Below are 21,998 nucleotides of genomic sequence, written 5' to 3' on the forward strand. Positions count from 1 at the left end.
TAACCAGCACCGGATACTCAAGGCTTTCTAACATAAACTTTTTGACCACCGATCCAAGTTTCTTCTACTTTCGTCGCGCGCAGGTCGGTCGGGCTAGACAGGAACGGGTCGCGGTCGACGATGATGAAGTCGGCGGCCTGCCCCGGCGCGAGCCGCCCGAACTTGTCCTCGGCGAACCCGGCATAGGCGCCCCCCGCGGTGAACGCCCACCAGGCCTGCTCGCGCGTCACCTTCTCTTCGGGGCGCCAACCGCCGAACGGTTCGCCATTGGCATCCTGGCGCGTGAAGGCCGCCGCCCAGCCGGCCCAGGGGTCGGGGCTTTCGACCGGATAGTCGCTACCGAACGCGAGCGGCACGCCGTTCCGGAGCATCGTCGCCCAGGCATAGGCACCGGTCAACCGCTCCGGCCCGAGCCTGGCCTCCGCCATCGTCCGATCCGACGTCGCGTGCGTTGGCTGCATCGACGCGATCACGCCCAGCGTTTTGAACCGCGGCAAGTCCGCCGGATCCACGATCTGCGCATGCTCGATGCGCCAGCGGCGGTCGCCCTTGTACGTCCCCTCCATCGTTTCGATCGCGTCGAGCACTTGGCGATTGGCCTTGTCGCCGATCGCGTGGACCGCGACTTGCCAGCCGTCCATCGCCGCGCGGCTCATGTAATTTTGGAGCACCGTGTCGGTCATGAACCCAGCGCCCGACTGCCCCGGCGCGTCGCTATACGGCTTGAGCAACCATGCCCCGCGCGACCCGAGCGCGCCGTCGGCGAACAGCTTGACGCCACCCATCCGCAGCCGGTCGCCGTACAGCCACGGCGTCGGCCCCGCACCCCCGACACGGATCGCGGTATCGACGCCCAAGCCATAGCTCATGATCCGCACGACCAGCGCGCCGCGGTCGCCCATCCGGCGCATCGCGAGCCAATCGTCCATCGACGTGCCCATGTCCGACGTCGCGGTGATGCCAAATGCGAGCAGGATTTCCTGCGCCTTCTGGAGCGCGAAATCGCGTTCCTTGGGAAGCGGTTGCGGGACAACCTTGTTGATCAACTCCTGCGCGGAATCGACGAACACGCCCGCGGGCTCGAGGCCGATCTTCTCGATCCGCCCGCCAGCCGGTGTCGCGGTCTTGGCGGTGACGCCCGCCGCCCTGATCGCGGCGGTGTTGGCCCAGGAGGCATGCCCGTCGGCACGCTCCAGCCACACCGGGCGGTCGCCGACCACGCTGTCGAGATCGGCGGCGGTCGGGAAGCGGCCGAGCTTCCATTTCTCCTGATTCCAGCCGCCGCCGACGATCCATTTCTTGTCTGGGTTAGCGGCAACATAGGCGGCGATCTTCGCCTTGGCCTCGTCGAGCGAGGTAGTGCCCGACAGGTCAAGCTCGAGCGCGCGGAATCCCAGGTCGAGCACGTGGCCGTGCGCGTCGATGAACCCCGGAAGTAAGGTGCGCCCCTTCTGGTTCGACAGCCAGTCGGGCCGCTCGGGGCGCTTGTCGCCCGATTGCAGCAGCCGCACGACCTTGCCGCTGCGGTCGATCACGATCCCGGTGAAGTGGATCACCTGACCCTGCGCGTCCATCGTCATGCCGTTGACGTTGTCGATCACCCCGTCGGCCAGCGCGGGGGTGGCGATCATCGATAGTCCGACTGCCGCAGCAACCAGCTTACGCAAAGAACCAATCACTTGGGCAATCTCCTGACCAGCGCACTGGTGTCCTGCCGCGCGCCTCCCATCTTCTGCACTTCGGCGTAGAATTGATCGATCAGCGCCGTCATCGGCAACAGCGCGCCGTTGCGGTCGCCCTCGTCGAGTGCGAGGCCGAGATCCTTGCGCATCCAGTCGATCGCGAACCCGAAATCAAACTCGTCCTTCGCCATCGTCGGCCAGCGGTTGACCAGTTGCCAGCTTTGCGCCGCGCCGCCCGAGATCGCTTCCAGCACCTTGTCTAGGTCGAGCTCGCTCGCCTGCGCGAAGCGAAGCGCCTCGCTGACGCCCTGCAAGACCCCGGCGATTGCGATCTGATTGACCATCTTGGTTGTCTGGCCGGCACCCGAGCCACCGATATGGACAATCCGCGCGGCGTAAGCCTGCATCAAAGGTTCGGCGAGCGCCATCGCCTCCGCCGACCCGCCGCACATGATGGAGAGCATACCGTTCTCCGCCCCCGCCTGCCCGCCCGACACGGGCGCATCGACCGCGCGGAAGCCGCGTGCCTCCGCCTCGTCCGCCAGCCGCCTCGCGATGTCGGCGGAAACCGTCGTGTGATCGATGAACACCGCGCCACTGCGCATCGCACCGAACGCGCCGTCCGCCCCCAGCGTAACCGTCGCGAGGTCGTCGTCGTTGCCGACACACGTCAGCACCGCGTCCTGATCCCTGGCCGCCTCGGCCGGTGTTGCTGCGCTACGCCCGCCATGCCCTTCGACCCATGCCGCGGCCTTGTCGGCGGTGCGGTTATAGACCGTCACTTCGTGCCCCGCGTTCGCCAGATGCCGCGCGATCGGGGCGCCCATCACGCCCAGCCCGATGAAAGCCACTCTTGCCATGCCCGGCGCATAAGCATTGTTCCTTCGCCGCGCCAGATGGTCTAGGCGCACGCCATGACCTCCCCCATCCCCGTCACGATCGACGACATCCGCGCCGCGCACGGTCGGATTCACGCCAACATCGTCCGCACCCCCACGCTCGTCAGCAAGACGCTGAGCGACCTGACCGGGGCGACGGTTTATCTCAAGTTCGAAAACCTGCAGTTCACCGCGGCGTACAAGGAGCGCGGCGCGCTCAACACGCTGCTCCAGCTCGACGAGGCGGCACGCAGCAAAGGCGTGATCGCGGCATCCGCCGGCAACCATGCGCAGGGCCTCGCCTATCACGCCAACCGGCTCGGCATCCCGTCGACCATCGTCATGCCGACCAACACCCCAACGGTGAAGGTCGTCCAGACCGAAGGCCATGGCGCGACCGTGATCTTGTTTGGCGACACGTTCGACGCCGCCTACGCCCATGCCCGCGAGCTGGAGGCGGAGCGCGGCTATACCTTCGTCCACCCGTTCGACGACCCGCGCATCGTCGCGGGCGCCGGCACCACCGCGATCGAGATGCTGAAGGACGTGCCCGCGATCGACACTTTCCTCACGCCGATCGGTGGCGGCGGGCTGATCAGCGGTATGGCGATCGTCGCCAAGGCGGCGGACCATCCAGTGTCGGTGATCGGAGTGGAAGCCGAGCTGTTCCCGTCGATGTACAACCGCATCAAGGGCACACAATATCCGTGCGGCGGCGATACGCTGGCCGAGGGCATTGCGGTCAAGGAGCCGGGCGGGATCACCTCCGGCATCGTCCGCGAACTGGTCGACGACATCGTGCTGGTCAGCGAGCGCAGCCTCGAGCATGCGGTCAGCCTGCTGCTCCAGATCGAGAAATCGGTGGTCGAAGGCGCGGGCGCGGCGGGGCTCGCGGCGTTGCTCGACCATCCCGAGCGGTTCGCGGGCAAGACCGTCGGGATCGTGCTGTGCGGCGGCAATATCGACACGCGGCTGCTCGCCAATGTGCTCTTGCGCGACCTCGCGCGGTCGGGGCGGCTCGCGCGGCTCAAGATCAAGCTGCAGGATCAGCCGGGCGCGCTGTTCAACGTCGCGCGGATTTTCCACGAACAGCGCATCAACATCATCGAGGTCTACCACCAGCGCGTGTTCACCTCGCTCCCCGCCAAGGGGCTGATCACCGAAATCGAGTGCGAGGCGCGCGACCGCGACCATCTCGACCGGCTGATTTCGGCGCTGAAGGCCGCCGATTACGAGGTGAGCGCGGTCGAGCTCGCCTAACGCGCGGCGGCGGGCCGCAGGATCGGTCCGGTCGCGCGCCGGCCGAGCGCGGCAATGTCGTCGAGCACCTGAGCGAGGTCGCGATATTGCGGCTTCGTCCGTGTCTGCTGCATCAGCACCACGGTATGGACGCGGCCGTTGCGGCCGCGCGTCAGCGCGCAGTCGACGCCGTCCATGATATAGGGCTTTTCGGGCGGCACCGTGCGCGTCTCGAACCGCGCCAGATCGAGCTCGCGCATGATCTTCGCCACTTCGCGCCGGTTCGCATACGCCCGCAGCACGCCGTCCGAGCGCCGCGTCGCTTTCATCACCTGCCCGGTCGCCAGCACGCGGACCACTTCATAGCGCCCGTCGATCCCGCCGGTGCACACACTCTCGACATAATCGACCCCGCGCGGCGGGAAGGGCAGCGCAGGCTTCGCACGCTGCGCCACGGCGGGCGCGGCGGTGGCGGCGATCAGCGCGGCCAGGACAATCAGGCGCATCGAGAGTCTCCTTCGACCACACGGCTAGCGCGGCGAGGCTGAACGGCAGCTTGCGACAAAGCGAATCGGGCGTGCGGCCGGTGCCCTTGCACGCCCGAGTCGCGCGAGTCATTGTCGGCCCGCGGCACGTTCCGCTGCCTCCCGTACCCCGTTAACCCTCTTTGATGGTAAAGCCGCTTTTCATCATGCGCGGCTTGATTCATGGTGTCTTCCGACGGCCGGACGTATCGGCGCTTGAAGGGGACCAACCGGCGGTGACTGCGCCTTTCCGTTTTCCGCGCTTTTTCGTGACCTCGCCGTCGCCCTGCCCGTATCTGCCGGGCCGGCAGGAGCGCAAGGTCTTCACCGAACTGAACGGCGCGCACGCGAGCGAGTTGAACGACGCGCTTGGCCGGATCGGTTTCCGCCGCAGCCAGTCGGTCGCGTACCGCCCGAGCTGCGCGGGCTGCTCGGCGTGCGTGTCGGTCCGCGTCGTGACCCCCGATTTCAAGCCCAACGCCAGCCAGCGCAAGGTGCTCCGCCGCCATGCCGACCTGGAAGTCACCGCGTGCAACGCCTGGGCGACCGACGAGCAATTCCAGTTGCTCCGCCGGTATCTGTCGGCGCGGCATCCCTCGGGCGGCATGACGCTGATGGACGACGGCGATTATGCCGACATGGTCGAACAGTCGCCGGTCAATTCGGTGGTGGTCGAATATCGCGAGCCGAGTCTCCACGGCGAGCGCGGGCGGCTGGTCGGCGCGTGCCTGACCGATCAGCAGGCCGACGGCCTGTCGATGATCTACAGCTTCTTCCTCGCCGACGACGAAAGCCGCCCCGGGCTCGGCAACTTCATCATCATGGATCACATCCTGCGCGCGCGCGCGGCGGGGCTATCGTACGTCTATCTCGGTTACTGGGTGAAGGGATCGGCGCGGATGGCGTACAAAACGCGCTATCGGCCGCTGGAAGTGCTCGGGCCGAACGGCTGGACGCTGCTGCAGGACGAAAACGCGACCTATTCGCCGCCGGTCCACCCGGTCGAGCAGGCACTCGCGCTGTCGGGCGAGTTGGCCTAGCCGCCACTCACCATCGCGACCCCGGCCAGATCGAGCGCGCTCGCCACGCGGGCGTGGTCCTCGCCCGCCGACAGCCCAAGCGCCGGATCGAACCCGACCCAGCCGATCCCGGCGACGTGCGCCTCCGCCCAGGCGTGCGGGCGCGCGCCGTCTTCCGCCGCGAGATATCCCGACACGCACCGCGCTGGAAAGGCCAGGCGGCGCGCCGCCGCGACGAACGCCGCCGTCAGCGCACCGCGGTCGGCCTCGGTTGCGCGCTGGTGCAGCGCGACGTTGACGAGGTGCAGTTGCTCGATCGCGTCCGATGCCGCGGCACCGGCCTCGATCCCCATCGCGACCAGATCGGGCGCGATATCGTCGTCGCCGCGCAGGAACAGCGCGGGCGGCAGCGGCTCCGCATGCGCCGCGCTCAGGATGCCGCTCGACGGGCCGGTGAACACTTCTCCGGTAATGTGAAACTCGATCCCGTCGATCGGCCCCTCGGCGTAGACCATCGTCAGCACGTTGCCGTAGCCGTCGCGCCCGGTGCGGAGCCGCGCGTCGCAATCAGGACCGATCCGCCACCCCGACACGGTCTGGTCGTGATGATCGTCGGGCGTGACTCGAAGCGACAGCGCGACCGACGACCGGGGGAAAGGGAAAGCGACCGTCAGCGTGTGATCGATCGCGATCCGCATCAGCTGAACTTGAATTGCCGCCCGATCGCGAAATGCAATCGCGCATTCTCCTCGAGGAATTGCTCGAGGTACTGATGCAGTCCGCTGACGATGATGTCGGCCGACCGCGTCTTGGCGATCCGCGTGTGCCGCGCGCGCGCCATGCGGTCCGCCTCGCCGTGATGGCCGGTGCGCTTGGCCAGTTGCGAAAGGAGTTCGACCGTTTCCTCCGCCGACGCCGCGAGGCTGCGCGGCAATTCGTGGCGCGCGATCAGCAGGTCGATGACGTTCGCGGGTTTCAGCCCGTCGTTGTACAGCCAGCGATACGCCGTCACCGCCGACACCGTCTGGAGGATCGTGGTCCACTGGTCGCGGTCGACCACTCCGCCGACCAGTTCGCCCTCGGGCAGCAGGATATGGTATTTCACGTCGAGCAGCCGCGCGGTGTTGTCGGCCCGCTCGACCGCCTGGCCCAGCCGGATGAACCACGACGCCTGGTTCTTGAGCATGTGGTGGACCGCGCCCTCGAACCCGCGCGTCTCCGCCTTGAGCCCCTCTATCAGGTTCATCGTCGCGGTCGCGCCGCCGGGCGACGAGCGGCCCTGGAACAACAGCCACGCACGGTTGATCCCGGTCCAGGCGTCGCGAGTCAGCGCGGTGCGGACGGCACGCGCGTTGGTCCGCGCCATGTCGAGGCAGCGGATGATCGAGCCGGGATGACTCGTGTCGAGCGTCAGGAAGCGCGCAACCGATTGCTGGCCGATGGTGGCGCCGCTCGCCTTGAACGCATCCGCCGCGTCGATCACCGCGAGCGCGCTGCCCCACGCGACCTCTCCCGCCGGGCGCGACGACAGCACGTCGAGCCGCACGGTAGCCTCGACCAGCCGCGCGATGAAATCGGCGCGCTCGACATAGCGGCCGAGCCAATAAAGCGAGGATGCGGTGCGCGACAGCATCAGCCGGCCTTCGCCCCGTTATCCATCAGCACGAAGCTGTCCTTGGTCCCGCCGCCCTGCGACGAGTTCACCACGAGCGAGCCTTCGCGCAGCGCGACGCGGGTGAGCCCGCCGGGCACGACTTGGATACCCTTCGAGCCCGTAAGCACGAACGGGCGGAAATCGATGTGGCGCGGGGCGAGGCCCGCCTCGACCAGCGTCGGCACGGTCGACAGCGCGAGCGTCGGCTGCGCGATGTACCGCTGCGGCTCGGCGGCCAGCGCAGCGCGGAACTTGGCGATCTCGTCCTTCGACGCGGTCGGCCCGACCAGCATCCCGTACCCGCCCGACCCGTCGACCAGCTTCACCACCAGTTCGCCGAGATGGTCGAGCGTGTACTGGAGCGCCTCGGGCTCGCGGCAGCGGAAGGTCTGGACGTTGGGGAGCTTTGCCTCGGCGCCGGTGTAATAGCGCACGATCTCGGGCATGTAGCTGTAGATCGCCTTGTCGTCGGCGATCCCGTTGCCCGGCGCGTTGATGATCGCGACGTTACCCGCCGCATAGGCTGCGATCAGCCCGCGCACGCCCAGCGCCGAATCCGGGCGGAAAACCAAAGGATCGAGATAATCGTCGTCGATGCGGCGGTAGATCACGTCGACCTTCACCCGCCCGGCGATCGTGCGCATCCAGACGATGTCGTCGTCGACCACCAGGTCGGCCGCCTCGACCAGCTCGACCCCCATCGAATCGGCGAGGAAGCTATGCTCGTAATAAGCGGAATTGTAATGGCCAGGGGTCAGCACGACACACACCGGGTTGTTGCCGGTATGCGCCGGCGCGACCGACTTCATCGTCTGGAGCAGGCGGTCGGGATAGCTGTCGACCGCGGCGACACGGAACTGGCGGAACAGTTCGGGGCACAGCCGCAGCATCGCCTCGCGGTTTTCGAGCATATAGCTGACGCCCGAGGGCGTGCGCGCATTGTCCTCTAGCACGAAGAAATCGTCGGGACCGGTGCGCACCAAGTCGATCCCGCAGATATGCGCCCACACGCCATGCGGCGGGCGCATCCCGGCGATTTCCGGGCGGAATTGCGGATTGGAGAAGATCAGGTCGTCGGGAAGGATGCCGTCCTTCAGGATCTTCCGTTCGCCATAGATGTCGTCGAGGAACGTGTTGATCGCCTCGACGCGCTGGATCAGCCCTTCCGACAGCCGCGCCCATTCGTCGGCCAGGAAAACGCGCGGGACGATGTCGAACGGGATGATGCGCTCGCTCGCATCCTCGTCGCCATAGACCGCAAAGGTGATGCCGAGCTGGCGGAAGGTCGCCTCGGCCGATTTCTGGCGGCGGCGGAGCTCGGCGGTATCGGTCGTGTCGAGCCAGTCGCCGAGCGCGGCAAGTTCGGGACGCGCGGCCTTTCCGCCCGTCCCCAATATCTCGTCGAACGCCCTCGCTACCGCCATCGATCCCCCAAAGCCCCGTACGGCGTCAGGGTTCCATGCTGCTATGGGACGCCGCGATGCACAAGCGTCACTTCGCGATCGCGCTTTCCTTCCGCCATTGCCGCTCGAACGCGGCGCGCGCGTCGGCGACGAGATTGGGGAGCAGCGTCGGCTGGAGGAACTCGTCGCCCTTGCGCGTCAGGACCTGCGCAAGCTCGGGATGCGCCGGCAACACGATATCGGCCTTCAGCGTCGCCATCCGCGCGAACGTGCGGCGGAAGTCGGCGACGATCCCCGGATATTGCCGGTTGCCGACCAGCTTGTTGCCCGCGACCGTCATGCTGCACGGGAACACGACCGTCTTCAGTCCCGCCTTGATCCGCACCGGCAGCACCCAGGTGGTGCAGCCCGCGGTATGCCCCGGCGTCGCCAGCGCGGTCATCGTCACGCCGCCCAGCGTCACCGTCGCGCCGTCGGTCAGTACGCGGTCCACCTTCACCGGCGCGAACGGCGGGGCGACGTAATTCTGGTCGCCGAAATGCCGGCCGTGCTCGAGCGCCCAGACGTCGCCCTTCATCGCCATCATCGTCGCGCCCGTGTCGCGCTTGAGGTGCGCGAGCCCGGCGGCGTGATCGAAATGGGCATGGCTGTTGAGCAGGATCTTAACGTCGGACAGCTTGACCCCGAGCGACCGGATGTTCGCCTCGATCGCCAGGACGTTCTCCTCCATCGTCCCGTCGAGCAGGATCGCGCCCTTGGGCGTGGTGATCAAATACGCCGCCAGCCCCTCGCTACCGACGTAATAAACGTTGCCGACGATACGGAACGGCGCGTGCGGCTTCGTCCAGGCGGGCGGATCGCTGGCGCCGACCGCGAGTAATGCGGACAAAGCAACGAGCAGCTTGCCGATCATAATTCCTCCAGCATCGATGGCGTCAGGACCTGCGGCAGGACGCGCGGCTCGCCCCCGCCCGGCGGGTAGTAGAGGTAGAGCGGCACGCCGAGCCGGTTGTGCGCTTCGATGAAGCGACCGAGCACCGGGTCGCCGTTGGTCCAGTCGCCGACCAGCACCGCCACGTTCTTGCGCTTGAACGCCGCCTGCACGCCGTCGGTGTCGATCGCGACTCGCTCGTTGACCTTGCAGGTTACGCACCAGTCGGCGGTGAAATAGGCGAAGACCGGGCGGCCTTGCGCGCGGAGGGTGGCAAGCTTGGCTTCGCTGAAGGCTTGATCGCTGGGTGCGCTGTGCGGGACGGGCCGCATCAGCCAGACGCCGGCGACGGCGATGGCCAGCAGTATAGCGGGGGCCGCGACGCCGACCGCGAGTCCGCGCGCTTGCTTGCGTCCCACCGCCCACAGCACGATCGCAAAACCGAGGCTGACGAGCAGCGCGAACGCCATGCCGTTCACCCCGACCTGCTTGCCAAGCAGCCACGCCAGCGCGACGGAGGTCAGCCACATCGGGATCGACAGGATGCGCCGCAGCGTGTCCATCCACGCGCCGGGCTTGGGCAATCGCCGTCGCAACGCCGGCACGAACCCGAGCAGCAGGAACGGGAGCGCCAGTCCCAGCCCCAGCCCGGCGAAAACCGCTAGCGCCCCCGGCCATGGCAGGAACAAGGCTGCGAAAAGCGCCGCGCCCATGAATGGCCCAGTGCACGGCGTCGCGACGAACGCCGCCAGCGCACCGGTCGCGAACGCGCCGGTCGCCCCAGACCGCGTGGCGAAGCGCGGCACGGGGAGATCGAACAGCCCCGCGAAATTGAGCGCGATCCCGACGGTCAGCAACAGCAGCAGCACGACGACGCGCGGGTCCTGCAGCTGGAACGCCCAGCCCACCGCGCTCCCGCCCGCGCGCAACGCGAGGATCGCGCCGCCCAGCGCGAGGCACATCGCCACCGCGCCCCCCGTGTAGGCCAGCGCCTCGCCTCGCGCGCCGCGCTCGTCGCCGCCCGCTTTCGCCAAACTCAGCGCCTTGAGGCTGAGGATCGGGAACACGCACGGCATGACGTTGAGGATCAGCCCACCGACCACCGCGCTTCCGAAGGCGAACAGCACCGCGAGCCACCCGCCGCTCGGTACCGCTATCGGCGTAGCGACCTTGCCGGGAAGCGCGCGGAGCCCCAAGGCACGACCGTCGACGCTCAGCACGCCGTCGATCGGGCCGCTCGGCGCGCCCTTGGTCGTGACGATCAGGCTGTCGCCATCGCGCGCGATCGTCTGCGGCGCGGCATAGTCGATCGCGTTAGCGGTAATCGGATAGAAATAGGCGCCTTCGCCTGCCGCCGATGCGGGATACGGCACTGCGACATGCACTGCACCGCCAGCAACTTGATAGGTCGCGTCCACCCCCAGAGGCTGCGGCAAGTCGCGACGCCAGCCGTCGAACAGCGCGCGCTGTGCCGGATCGACCGCGCCGTCGCCGACCGTCAGCGTGATCGCGAAATCGCCGCTTTCGGGCACGCACAATTGCGCCGTGCAGACCAAATACGTCATGTGCAGCTTGATCGGCAGTGTCGTACCTGCCGCCAGCCCGGCCGGAACCTTCAACATCACGATCGGCGCATAGGGCCGCTCGAACACATAGTTCATCAGTCCGGATATCAGCAGCCGCTGCGGGGCCGGGTACGCCGGCGCGCCGGCGCTCAGGCCTTTCGGCAGCGTCCATTCGAGCTTCGCAGCGAACCCGGCATTACCGGGATTCTGCCAGTATCCATGCCAGCCTGGCTGAGGGTTGGTGTCGAGCGCCAGTGCGACCTCGCCGCCCGCCTTCGGCGTGTCGCTTTCCGCGACCAGCGCGATCCGCAGATGCGGTCCCGGCTGTTCGGGCGCGTTCTGCGCGCGCGCCGACGACGCCCAGGCAGCGAGCGCGACCATCATCGTCACAATAAGGAAACCGAACGCGCGCATCGCCCTACCTTGTCACCTCACCCCCGACAGCGCCATAGCGGCGCGGGCCGCCCGCGCCTACGGAGTTCCCATGCGCCTTGCCCGATTGCTTCCCGCCGCTTTGCTGCTCCTCGCCAGTCCCGGCATCGCACGCGATGTGCCCACGGCTGGCCCGACGGCAAAGGTGCCGGCACCGAAGCTGATCGTGGTGATTTCGGTCGACCAATTCTCCGCCGATCTGTTCGCGCAATATCGCCGCCATTTCACCGGCGGCTTCGCGCGGTTGCTCACCGGCGCGGTGTTCCCGGCGGGCTATCAGAGCCACGCCGCGACCGAGACTTGCCCCGGTCATTCGACGATCATGACCGGCGACCGCCCGGCGCGCACCGGGATCATCGCCAACGACTGGTACGACCTTGGCGGCGCTCGCCCCGGCGAAGTCTATTGCATGGAGGACGAGGCCAAGGGGACGTACGACGACTACGTCGCGTCCGACCTGCACCTTCGCGTGCCGACGCTGGGCGAGCGGATGAAGGCGGCGGACCCGCGCGTGCGCACCGTGTCGGTAGCGGGCAAGGACCGAGCGGCGATCCTGATGGGCGGTCACCGAGTCGACCAGCTCTGGTTCTGGCGCGACGGCAAGGGCTTCATTTCCTATGCTGGCCGCGCGGTGCCCTCGTCGGTGACGCGCGCGAATGCGGCGGTCGAGGCGCAGATCGCCAAACCCGGCGCGCCCTTCGCCGAGCCCGCCTGGTGCCAGCCGATCGACCGCCCGGTCGTCGCCAATGGCCGTACCGTCGGCAACGGGCGTTTCGCGCGGGCGGCGAAGAAGGAAGGCGACTGGAAATCCTCGCCCGCGTTCGACAGTGCTATCTTCGGCCTCGCCACCGACATGGTGCGCGATATGAAGCTTGGCCGCGGCCCCGCCACCGACGTGCTGACGATCGGCGCGTCGGCGACCGATTATGTCGGGCACGCCTATGGCACCGGCGGGTCGGAGATGTGCATCCAGCTGGCCGCGCTCGACCGTACGCTCGGCCAGTTCTTCGCGATGCTCGACAAGACCGGGGTCGATTACGTCGTCGCGCTCACCGCCGACCATGGCGGCAACGACATCCCCGAGCGCGAGCGCGAACGTGGTGTGCCCAGCGCCGGGCGTGTCGCCGCCGAGCTGCTGCCCAGGACCATGGGACCGGCGATCGGTGCGCCGCTCGGGTTGGAGGGACAGTTGCTCTATGGCGGGGTCAACGGAGACATCTGGGTCGATACGAACCTGCCGCCCGCCCAGCGTTCGAAGGTAATTGCCGAAGCCGTTCGCCGTTATCGCGCGCATCCTCAGGTCGAGGCAGTGTTCACCCGGAACGAGGTCGCCGCCGCCCCGCTCCCCGCCGGGCCACCGGAGACATGGTCGCTGCTCCAGCGCGCGCGCGCGTCGTTCGATCCGCAGCGTTCCGGCGACCTGTTGGTGTTCCTCAAGCCCTATATCACGTCGATCACGCCGCGGATCAGCGCCACCGGCGCGGTTGCGACGCATGGCAGCATCTGGGACTACGACCGCCGCGTCCCGATCCTGTTCTGGCGCAGGGGGATGCGCGGGTTCGAGCAGCCGCTGTCGGTCGAGACGGTCGACATCATGCCCAGCCTCGCCGCGCTGATGGGCTTCGCGCTGGCGCCCGGCGATGTCGACGGGCGCTGCCTCGACCTCGACGGTGGCCCCGGGAGCACGTGCCGATGAGCTTTCAGATACGCCGCGTGATCATCTTCACGCACAATTTCGCGGCGATGCGCGACTTCTACCGCGACATGTTCGGGCTGAGCGTGGTCGAGGAGGACGACGGCTGGGCCGATTTGTCGGCGGGCGGGTGCAACATCGCGATCCATGCTGCCGGCCCGCACGTCACGGTTGGGCCGGACCACGAAGGCCCGCACAAGATCGTATTCCACGCCGACGACGTCGCCGCGGCGCGCGAAGACTTGGTCTCACGCGGCGCGCGGATGGGGCCGGTCAAGGTCTTCGGTGACCTCCACCTGTGCGACGGCGACGACCCCGACGAGAACCGTTTCCAGCTCTCCAACCGCCCTTAGCGCTGCTCGTACATGCGGATGCCTGGCGCGAGCTTGTTGGTGCCGACGGCGAGTTGATCGCGCCCGACATTCGCCACGAACGCGGGGCTGTGCCCGAAATTGGGTGGTAGTGTCGCGATATTGTCGACCACCTTGAGCCCGGTCGACGGATAGGTTCGCCCTTCCGCCGCGACGACGATGAAGCCGCTCCAATTCTCCTTGTTCGGCCCGTCAGCGAAGGTGTTGCGCGCGATCAGGCCGGTGCCGCCTTCTGACAAGTCGATCATGTAATTAGTCTTGCGCCCCGCGCTGTCGTCGAAGCTGTTGTCGGTGATCGACAGGTTGGGCACGCGCAGCTTGACGTAATGCCCGCCGCGCCCGCGCTCGAACCGCGATCGGGTGATCGTCACCGACCCCTGGTTGGCGAGGTAGATCGAATGCGCGCAATCGGTCGCATCGTCGCACGTACCGAGTCCCGCGAAGGTCGAGCGGTCGATCACGATCTTCTGCCCCGTCGGCTGGCCGCCGAGGATTCCCTCCTGGCTGTCGAGGAACATCGAGTTGCGCACGGTCAGGTTGCCCATTTCGGTGCGAATGCCCGCGCCGTTGCCGTCGGGCACCCGGATGTTGCGGAACACGATGCCGTCGACCACCGACGACAACCCGCGCAGGACGAACACCGCCTTGCCCTCGCACGCCTCGCCATCGAAGATCGCGGTACCGGGCTGGACCGCCTTGAACGTGATGTTGCCGCCGGCCTGGACGGTACATTGCTTGTAGACGCCGGGCGCGATCAGGATCGTCGCAGTGCCCATCCGGATCGACTGCACCGCGTCGTCGAGATTGGCGAACCCCTGCCCCGTTTCCTGGACCGTGAACGGCGCGGCCGCGGACTGGGCGGCGAGTGGCGCCGCGGGAGCGGCGATGAGTGGCAGCAGGGCGATCAGGGCACGGCGCATCTCGGGTCTCCTCGGCCCCGTCTCATCGCTGCGAGTCCTGCGCGCCGAAAGCCGCATAGACGGTTAATTGCTGTCGCTCGGCACCGAACACCGCAGGCGTCGATGAACATCCCAACCCTCCGACCCATTCCGGGACGGCCGAGTCGCCCCGTCGAAGGTCACGAAAGTCACGGCATGTATCCTTCGAAACGCGATGAACCGAGTGGTGGACGCAGGCCTTCCTTCAACCCGCGCGCAGCGTGTCAGGCAAAATCCTATATTGCCAGACTTAATCGAGGTTCGGCCGCAACCAGCGTTTTACGGTGTCCATGTCGGCACCACGCCGGGACGCGTAATCCTCTGCCTGGTCCATCCCGACGCGCGCGACACCGAAATATTCGGACTGCGGGTGGCCGAAATAGAAGCCGCTGACCGCCGCGGTCGGCAGCATCGCATAACTCTCGGTCAGCGAAATACCGGTCGATTTGTGCGCGTCGAGCAGTTTGAACAGGGTCGGCTTCAGACTGTGGTCGGGGCAGGCGGGATAGCCCGGCGCGGGGCGGATGCCGCGATATTGCTCCTTGATCAGCGCTTCGTTGGTCAGTTGCTCACCCTCGGCATAGCCCCATAAAGTCGTGCGGACGTGCTGGTGGAGCCGCTCGGCCATCGCCTCGGCGAGGCGGTCGGCGAGCGCCTTCAAGAGGATGTCCGAATAATCGTCGATCGCAGCCTTGAACCGCGCGAGGTGCGGCTCGATGCCGTGGATGCTGACCGCGAACCCGCCGATCCAGTCGCCCGCGGGATCGATGAAATCGGCGAGGCACATGTTGGCGCGGCCTTCGCGCTTGGCGATCTGCTGGCGCAGGAACGGCAAGCGGACATGGCTCTCGTCGTCGGGCAGGTTGAGCATGTCGAGGCTGCGCAGCTGGTCGGCGGTCCAGTCGCCCTCGGGCGCGACCACGACATCGTCCTCGTAGCGCGCACACGGCCACAGCCCGACTACGGCGCGCGCGGTCAGCCATTTCTCCTCGACGATCCGGTCGAGCATCTTGTTGGCGTCGGCGAACAGCGAGGTCGCGCTTTCGCCGACCACCTTGTCTTCCAGGATCGCGGGATAGACCCCCGCCAGTTCCCACGCGCGGAAGAACGGCGTCCAGTCGATGCACGCGCGCAGGTCGGTCAGGTCCCAGTCGGTGAAGACGTGGCGGCCGGGCTGGTTCGGTGCGGCGGGCTTGAGGCTCATGTCGGCGGGGAAGGCATTGTCGCGTGCGACCGCGAGCGGCAGCAACTCGCTCTGCGCCCGGCCCGCGCGTTGCTGGCGCACGTCTTCGTACTCTTCGGCAATCTTGAGCACATAGTCGTCGCGGATCGTGTCGCTGACGAGCGTCGTCGCGACCCCGACCGCGCGGCTCGCGTCGAGCACATGGACGACCGGCCCGTCATAGGCCGGCGCGATACGCAGCGCGGTGTGCACCTTCGACGTCGTCGCGCCGCCGATGAGGAGCGGCATCGACATAGCGGCGCGCTTCATTTCCTCCGCGACGGTGACCATTTCGTCGAGGCTCGGGGTGATCAGGCCCGATAACCCAATCATATCGGCGTCATTCTCATTCGCCGCCTCGAGGATCCGCGACCATGGGACCATCACGCCCAGATCGACCACCTCGAACCCGTTGCACTGCAGCACAACGCCGACGATGTTCTTGCCGATGTCGTGGACGTCGCCCTTGACGGTCGCCATGATGACCTTGCCCTTGCCCTTCGCGCCGGGTTCCTTCTGCGCCTCGATGAAGGGCAGCAAATGCGCCACAGCCTTTTTCATAACACGAGCAGATTTAACGACTTGCGGCAGGAACATCTTACCCGATCCGAAGAGATCGCCGACGACGTTCATGCCGTCCATCAGCGGCCCTTCGATCACCTCGATCGGGCGCGCGGTCTGCAGGCGCGCTTCCTCGGTATCCTCGACGACATATTGGTCGAGCCCCTTGACCAACGCATGTTCGAGCCGCTTCGCCACGTCCCAGCCGCGCCATTCCTCGGCGGCCTTTTCGGCTACCGCATCGGTGCCGCGATACCTCTCCGCGAGCGCGATCAACCGGTCGGTCGCGTCGGGGCGGTTATCCCAGATGACGTCCTCGCACGCCTGGCGCAGCTCGGGGTCGATCTGGTCGTAAATGTCGAGCTGCCCGGCGTTGACGATCGCCATGTCGAGCCCGGCGGGGATCGCGTAATAGAGGAACACCGAATGCATCGCACGGCGTACCGGCTCGTTGCCGCGGAACGAGAAGCTGAGGTTCGACAGCCCGCCCGACAGATGGACGTGCGGGCAGCGCGCCTTGATCTCGCGGCAGGCGTCGATGAAGTCGACTGCGTATTTGCGGTGCTCGTCGATCCCCGTCGCGACCGCGAAGATATTGGGGTCGAAGATGATGTCCTCGGGCGGAAAGCCGATCCCGGTGAGCAATTTGTAGGCGCGCTCGCAAATCTCGACCTTGCGCTCCTTGGTGTCGGCCTGGCCGACCTCGTCGAACGCCATCACCACGACCGCCGCGCCGTATGCCATGCACTTGCGCGCATGATCGAGGAACTGCTCCTCGCCCTCCTTCATGCTGATCGAATTGACGATCGGCTTGCCCGACACGCATTTGAGGCCCGCCTCGATCACCGACCATTTCGAGCTGTCGATCATGAACGGCACGCGCGCGATATCGGGCTCGGCGGCGATCAGCTTGAGGAAGGTCGTCATGGCGAACTCGGCGTCGAGCAGCCCTTCGTCCATGTTGATGTCGACCACTTGCGCGCCGTTTTCGACCTGCTGGCGCGCGACCTCGACGGCCTTGGCGTAGTCGCCGGCCATGATCATCTTCTTGAACGCCGCCGATCCGGTGACGTTGGTGCGCTCGCCGATGTTGACGAAATTGGTGGAGGAGGCGGTTGTGGTCATTCTGCTCTCAAATCCTCCCCGCTTGCGGGGAGGGGAACCGCTCGCAGAGCGGCGGAGGGGGCTCTCCAATTTCGGTGTCGCTGGTGGAGAGCCCCCTCCACCAGCTTCGCTGGTTCCCCTCCCCGTAAACGGGGAGGATCGGATCACGCCGCCATCGTCATCGGTTCGAGGCCAGCGAGGCGCGTGCGGACTTCGGGCGCCGCGACCGCGCGCGGGGCCAGCCCACGCACACCATCGGCGATCGCCTTGATATGCGCCGGGGTCGAGCCGCAGCAGCCGCCGAGGACGTTGACCTGGCCCGCCTGCGCCCATTCGCCAACAAGGCCCGCAGTGGTCGCGGGCAGCTCGTCATACGCGCCCAACTCGTTGGGCAGCCCGGCATTCGGATAGACCATGATCAGCGTATCGGCGATCTCAGAAAGTGTCTTAACATGCGGACGCAACTGCTCGGCACCGAACGAACAATTCAGCCCGATCGTCAGCGGCTTGGCGTGCCGCACCGCGTGCCAGAACGCCTCGACCGTATGCCCCGACAGGTTGCGCCCGCTGAGGTCGGTCAAGGTCATCGACAGCATGATCGGCAAGTCGCGGCCGAGCGCCTGCCCCGCCTCGATCGCCGCCATCACCCCGGCCTTGGCGTTCAAGGTATCGAACACCGTTTCGATCAGGATGAAGTCCGCCCCGCCCTCGACCAGCGCATCGGCCTGTTCGCGATACACGCCCTTGAGGTAATCGAAGTCGATCTCGCGATAGCCCGGGTCGTTGACGTCGGGCGACAGCGACAGCGTCTTGTTGGTCGGGCCGATCGCGCCCGCGACGAACCGGGGCCGACCGTCCCTCGCGGCGAACTCGTCGGCGACGCGGCGCGCCATCTTCGCGCTTTCGACGTTGATTTCGCGGACCAGAGCTTCCGCGCCGTAATCGGCCTGGCTAATGCGGTTGGCCGAGAAGGTGTTGGTCTCCGCGATGTCCGCCCCCGCCTCAAAATAGGCGCGGTGGATCGATTCCGGTACCTCGGGCTTGGTCAGTGCGAGAATGTCGTTGTTGCCCTTCTGGTCATGGCTCAGCCCGAGATCGCCGGCATAATCGGCCTCTGACAGTTTCCAGTTCTGGATCTCGGTGCCAAACGCGCCGTCGGTGATCAGGATGCGCTGCGCGGCCTCGGCCAACAGTTTTTCGCGGACTGACGTCATGCCGCCTTCTCCTGCAACTCGGGTTTGGGGCGGATGCCGAGCAGGTGGCAGATTGCATAGCTCAGCTCGGCGCGGTTGAGCGTGTAGAAGTGGAAATTGCGTACCCCGCCCGCGTAGAGCCGGCGGCACAGTTCGGCGGCGATCGTCGCCGACACGAGCTGGCGCGCGGCGGGTCGATCGTCGAGCCCTTCGAATAGCGTCCCCATCCATTTGGGCACCGCGGTGCCGCACATCGCCGACATGCGCTGGACGCTCGCGAAGTTCATGACGGGCATGATCCCCGGCACGATCTCCGCGTCGATCCCCGCCTTCGCCGCCGCATCGCGGAAGCGGAAGAAGGTGTCCGCCTCATGGAAGAATTGCGTGATCGCGCGCGTGGCGCCCGCGTCCATCTTGCGCTTGAGGTTGTCGAGGTCGTGGCCAGGATCGGGCGAGTCCGGATGGCACTCGGGATAGGCCGCGACCGAGATTTCGAACGGGTGGAGCTTCTTCAGCCCCGCGACCAGCGCCGCGGCATTCTCATATCCCCCGACCGGCGACGAGAACTTGGTCCCCGCAACGGGCGGATCGCCGCGCAGCGCGACGATATGGCGCACGCCCGCGTCCCAATATTCACTGGCGACCGCATCGATCTCGTCCTTTGTCGCCGCGACGCAGGTGAGGTGTGCCGCGGCCGGGATGCTGGTTTCGCGCGCGATCCGCGCGACCGTCGCATGGGTGCGCTCGCGCGTCGTGCCGCCCGCGCCATAGGTCACCGACACAAAACGGGGGCCGAGCGGGCTGAGCGTCTGGACCGATTCCCACAGCGTTTCTTCCATCTTCTCGGTCTTGGGCGGGAAGAATTCGAAGCTCACCGCCGCATCGCCTGCGAGGTCGGCGAACATCGGCGTCGCCAGCGCGCGCCGCGCCTCCGGCATCGTATCGACCGTTCCCATTACGCTGCCTCCGCTACCAGGCCACGCGCACCACTCTTGCGCGCCAGCCACAATTTCACCGTCAATTCGCCGCCCTCCAGCGTCTCGGTCCGCACCGGGGTAAGCCCCGCCCCCTCGAACCAGCCGAGCATCTGCTCGTCCGAAAAGCCGAGCCGCGCATGCGCATCGCGCGTCCGCAATTCCTCGCGCCCGTGCGGGGCGAAATCGACGATCAGCAAGCGCCCGCCCGGCCCGAGCACGCGCGCCGCCTCGGCAATCGCCGCGTCGGGGGTCTGCGCGAAATGGAGCACGTGGTGCAGGATCGCGAGATCCGCCGCGCCCGCATCGAGCGGCAGCGCGTAGAGATCGGCCTGGCGCAATTCGGCGTGATCGAGCCCGCGCTCGGTCAGCTTGGCGCGCGCGAGCCGCAACATCTCGCTGCTGCGATCGATACCGAGCGCATGATCCGCCTGCCCCGCGAACAGTTCGAGCATCCGCCCGGTCCCGGTGCCGATATCGACCAGCCGTTCGACGCGTTCGTCGCCGAGCACCTGGGCCATCGCCGCCTCGACCTGTTCCTCGGCGATGTGGAGCGAGCGGAGCGAATCCCACTGCCCGGCATTGCCCTCGAACCAGCCCGCCGCGTGTGCCGCACGGTCCGCGCGCACCGCCGCAAGCCGCGCGGCATCGGCCTCGGCGCGGGCATGCGCGCGGTCGCCTTCCCACGAATCGAGCGCGGCGCACAGCGGCGTGGCGACGTCCGCCACGCCCATCGCGACGAACACCCAGCTGCCTTCCTTGCGGCGCTCGACGATCCCGGCGTCGGACAAGATCTTGACGTGGCGCGACACGCGCGGCTGGCTCTGGCCGAGCACTTGCGCGAGTTCGCCGACCGACAGCTCCATCGATCGCACCAGCGCGACGATCCGCAGCCGCGTCGAATCGGCGAGCGCGCGGAAGATGTCGAGCGTGTTCGGCATGTCGCATATAGATATAAAGATATCTTTATATCAGATCAACGCAAATTACTCCCGGGTGCCACGGTCCCGTTGCGGACCCCGACGCGCTCCGATACGTTTACGCTGACCCAACTCATCGGAGAGTCCCCAATGCGTCGCCTCGCCCTCATCCCGCTCGCCTTTCTTGCCCTCGCCGCGTGCAGCCACAAGGCGCAGGACGAAGCGGCGACCGCCGGCAACACGATGTCCGCCGACGCCAACGCGACCATGGCGGAGGCCAACCGTGACGTCGATGCCGCCGCCAACCAAGCTTTCGGCGCGGCCGAGAACAGCATCGATAAGGTCGGCAACGTGACGAAGGACGCGCGGAACAAGGCCGGTCAGGCGATGAAGGACGTCGGCAACGAGATTCAGGACTGATGCGCATTCCCCTCGCGCTCGTCGCGGTCGCGCTGCTCGCCGGGTGCCATTCGCGCACCGACGATCCCGGCGCGGTGTCACCCGAGGAAGACCGCATGCTCAACGAAGCGGCGGCGTCGCAGGACGTCAACGCGACAGCCGCGCCGACCGACAACGCCCAAGCTGTGGACCAGGGAAACACACAATGACCGAAACCCGCCGTCTCGGCTCGAGCCACCTCCACACCCCCAAACTCTGCCTCGGCGGCAACGTGTTCGGCTGGACCGCCGACAAGACGACGAGCTTCGCGATCCTCGACGCGTTCGCCGACGCGGGCGGCACGTTGGTCGACACCGCCGACGTCTATTCGGCGTGGGTCCCGGGGCATAAGGGGGGCGAGTCCGAAACCGTGATCGGCGAGTGGCTCAAGTCGAGCGGCAAAAAGATCGGCGTCGCGACCAAGGTCGGGATGCTCCCCGGCGAGGGCGGCGAAAAGCTCGCGCCTGCGCGGATTGCCGCGGCGTGTGACGCGTCGCTTGGACGGCTAGGGGTCGAGCAGATCGCGCTCTATTACGCGCACCAGGACGACGATGCGACGCCGCAGGAGGCGTATATGGAAGCGTTCGCCACGCTCGTCGCGGCGGGCAAGGTCGCGACGCTCGGCGCGTCCAATTTCCACGCCGCGCGGCTGAAGTCCGCCAACGACATCGCGCATGCCGCCGGCGCGCCGCGTTTCGAGGCGCTCCAACCCGAGTACAACCTCGTCAGCCGCCACCGGTTCGAGGGCGAGCTCCAGGACTATTGCGTCGAGCACAATATCGGCGTGCTGCCCTATTACGGGCTCGCCTCCGGGTTTCTCACCGGCAAGTATCGCTCGGCTGCCGATTTCGGGAAGAGCGTGCGCGGGAGCCGGATGCAGGCGTATCTCGACGGCAAGGGGCCGGCGGTGCTCACGGCACTCGACGCGGTCGCCGCGGAGACCGGCGCGACGCTCGCGCAGATTTCGCTAGCGTGGCTCGCCGCGCAACCCGGCGTGACCGCGCCGATCGCGAGCGCGACGAGCGTGGGGCAACTCGAGGAATTGCTGCCGGCGATGGACCTCGAGTTGAGCGCGGATCAGTTGGAGCGGCTGGACGCGGCGGGGGCTTGAGACCGCTTTCCCACCCAATAGCGGACACGTCGCTTTGGGCTTAGCCGGTTGAAGGGTGATAATGCATCGAACTACTCGGCTGGGCGCACTGATAGTCGTGGCGCTATTCAGCAGCGCGTGTTTTCCGTTCGGCGACAACGAGGGAT

Annotated in this window: 20 protein-coding genes; 7 read left to right on the forward strand and 13 right to left on the reverse strand. The window is 67.1% G+C overall.

The window, feature by feature from the left end; all coding sequences use genetic code 11:
- Positions 1-17: 17 nt before the first annotated feature.
- Both E7773_RS04070 and E7773_RS04075 read right to left on the reverse strand, forming a co-directional pair.
- Positions 18-1,631, reverse strand: a complete 1,614-nt coding sequence (locus tag E7773_RS04070) for an amidohydrolase (RefSeq protein WP_293988539.1) — start codon at positions 1,629-1,631, stop codon at positions 18-20.
- A 44-nt stretch (positions 1,632-1,675) separates the two neighbouring features.
- Positions 1,676-2,542 (reverse strand): NAD(P)-dependent oxidoreductase, encoded by an 867-nt coding sequence (locus E7773_RS04075; RefSeq protein ID WP_293988542.1) that lies wholly within the window; start codon positions 2,540-2,542, stop codon positions 1,676-1,678.
- Between the two features lie 54 nt (positions 2,543-2,596).
- Here E7773_RS04075 and E7773_RS04080 point away from each other — a divergent pair, with 54 nt between their 5' ends.
- Positions 2,597-3,820: a threonine ammonia-lyase gene (locus tag E7773_RS04080; RefSeq protein WP_293988545.1), complete on the forward strand. Its 1,224-nt coding sequence runs from the start codon at positions 2,597-2,599 to the stop codon at positions 3,818-3,820.
- On the opposite strand, the gene E7773_RS04085 is transcribed toward E7773_RS04080, so the two are convergent.
- Positions 3,817-4,305 (reverse strand): hypothetical protein, encoded by a 489-nt coding sequence (locus tag E7773_RS04085; RefSeq protein ID WP_293988548.1) that lies wholly within the window; start codon positions 4,303-4,305, stop codon positions 3,817-3,819. The genes E7773_RS04080 and E7773_RS04085 overlap by 4 nt on opposite strands.
- Before the next feature lie 254 nt (positions 4,306-4,559).
- Here E7773_RS04085 and E7773_RS04090 point away from each other — a divergent pair, with 254 nt between their 5' ends.
- Entirely contained in the window at positions 4,560-5,363 is an 804-nt protein-coding gene (locus E7773_RS04090) for an arginyltransferase (RefSeq protein ID WP_293988550.1), read from the forward strand.
- Here the strand turns inward: E7773_RS04090 and E7773_RS04095 are convergent.
- The 5 genes from E7773_RS04095 to E7773_RS04115 form a co-directional block, all read right to left on the reverse strand.
- Positions 5,360-6,040 (reverse strand): transglutaminase domain-containing protein, encoded by a 681-nt coding sequence (locus E7773_RS04095; RefSeq protein WP_293988552.1) that lies wholly within the window; start codon positions 6,038-6,040, stop codon positions 5,360-5,362. The genes E7773_RS04090 and E7773_RS04095 overlap by 4 nt on opposite strands.
- Positions 6,040-6,975, reverse strand: a complete 936-nt coding sequence (locus tag E7773_RS04100) for an alpha-E domain-containing protein (RefSeq protein WP_293988555.1) — start codon at positions 6,973-6,975, stop codon at positions 6,040-6,042. The genes E7773_RS04095 and E7773_RS04100 overlap by 1 nt, the downstream gene beginning before the upstream one ends.
- Positions 6,975-8,420 (reverse strand): circularly permuted type 2 ATP-grasp protein, encoded by a 1,446-nt coding sequence (locus E7773_RS04105; RefSeq protein ID WP_293988558.1) that lies wholly within the window; start codon positions 8,418-8,420, stop codon positions 6,975-6,977. The genes E7773_RS04100 and E7773_RS04105 overlap by 1 nt, the downstream gene beginning before the upstream one ends.
- A gap of 67 nt (positions 8,421-8,487) precedes the next feature.
- The gene (gene bla, locus E7773_RS04110; RefSeq protein WP_293988561.1) at positions 8,488-9,312 is read right to left on the reverse strand and encodes a subclass B3 metallo-beta-lactamase; all 825 of its coding nucleotides are present in this window, start codon (positions 9,310-9,312) and stop codon (positions 8,488-8,490) included.
- Entirely contained in the window at positions 9,309-11,309 is a 2,001-nt protein-coding gene (locus E7773_RS04115) for a thioredoxin family protein (protein WP_293988564.1), read from the reverse strand. Before E7773_RS04115 ends, bla begins: the two co-directional genes overlap by 4 nt.
- Before the next feature lie 70 nt (positions 11,310-11,379).
- Here E7773_RS04115 and E7773_RS04120 point away from each other — a divergent pair, with 70 nt between their 5' ends.
- A complete protein-coding gene (locus E7773_RS04120; protein WP_293988566.1) occupies positions 11,380-13,023 on the forward strand; it encodes an alkaline phosphatase family protein in 1,644 nt (547 codons plus the stop codon).
- Entirely contained in the window at positions 13,020-13,373 is a 354-nt protein-coding gene (locus E7773_RS04125) for a VOC family protein (protein ID WP_293988568.1), read from the forward strand. The genes E7773_RS04120 and E7773_RS04125 overlap by 4 nt, the downstream gene beginning before the upstream one ends.
- Here the strand turns inward: E7773_RS04125 and E7773_RS04130 are convergent.
- The 5 genes from E7773_RS04130 to E7773_RS04150 all read right to left on the reverse strand — a co-directional run bounded on the left by E7773_RS04130 (position 13,370) and on the right by E7773_RS04150 (position 20,324).
- Positions 13,370-14,311, reverse strand: coding sequence for a right-handed parallel beta-helix repeat-containing protein (locus E7773_RS04130; RefSeq protein WP_293988570.1), 942 nt, complete (start codon positions 14,309-14,311; stop codon positions 13,370-13,372). The two genes, E7773_RS04125 and E7773_RS04130, sit on opposite strands and share 4 nt — an antisense overlap.
- A gap of 268 nt (positions 14,312-14,579) precedes the next feature.
- Positions 14,580-17,237 carry a methionine synthase gene (gene metH / locus E7773_RS04135; protein ID WP_293988572.1) on the reverse strand — a complete coding sequence of 886 codons (2,658 nt, stop codon included), beginning with the start codon at positions 17,235-17,237 and terminating at the stop codon, positions 14,580-14,582.
- A 143-nt stretch (positions 17,238-17,380) separates the two neighbouring features.
- Positions 17,381-18,430: a homocysteine S-methyltransferase family protein gene (locus tag E7773_RS04140; protein WP_293988574.1), complete on the reverse strand. Its 1,050-nt coding sequence runs from the start codon at positions 18,428-18,430 to the stop codon at positions 17,381-17,383.
- Positions 18,427-19,365 carry a methylenetetrahydrofolate reductase [NAD(P)H] gene (gene metF, locus E7773_RS04145; protein WP_293988576.1) on the reverse strand — a complete coding sequence of 313 codons (939 nt, stop codon included), beginning with the start codon at positions 19,363-19,365 and terminating at the stop codon, positions 18,427-18,429. The genes E7773_RS04140 and metF overlap by 4 nt, the downstream gene beginning before the upstream one ends.
- A complete protein-coding gene (locus E7773_RS04150; RefSeq protein ID WP_293988579.1) occupies positions 19,365-20,324 on the reverse strand; it encodes a metalloregulator ArsR/SmtB family transcription factor in 960 nt (319 codons plus the stop codon). Before E7773_RS04150 ends, metF begins: the two co-directional genes overlap by 1 nt.
- Before the next feature lie 129 nt (positions 20,325-20,453).
- Here E7773_RS04150 and E7773_RS04155 point away from each other — a divergent pair, with 129 nt between their 5' ends.
- From E7773_RS04155 to E7773_RS04165, 3 genes are read left to right on the forward strand one after another with little or no spacing between them, the layout of a single operon-like run.
- Complete coding sequence (locus E7773_RS04155; RefSeq protein WP_293988581.1) at positions 20,454-20,723, forward strand: hypothetical protein; 270 nt, start codon at positions 20,454-20,456, stop codon at positions 20,721-20,723.
- Positions 20,723-20,911, forward strand: a complete 189-nt coding sequence (locus tag E7773_RS04160; protein ID WP_293988585.1) for a hypothetical protein — start codon at positions 20,723-20,725, stop codon at positions 20,909-20,911. The genes E7773_RS04155 and E7773_RS04160 overlap by 1 nt, the downstream gene beginning before the upstream one ends.
- On the forward strand, positions 20,908-21,852 hold the full coding sequence (locus tag E7773_RS04165; protein WP_293988588.1) for an aldo/keto reductase: 945 nt from the start codon (positions 20,908-20,910) through the stop codon (positions 21,850-21,852). The genes E7773_RS04160 and E7773_RS04165 overlap by 4 nt, the downstream gene beginning before the upstream one ends.
- Positions 21,853-21,998 lie beyond the last annotated feature (146 nt).

This window comes from Sphingomonas sp. (assembly GCF_004799495.1).
Taxonomy (GTDB): Bacteria; Pseudomonadota; Alphaproteobacteria; order Sphingomonadales; family Sphingomonadaceae; genus Sphingomonas.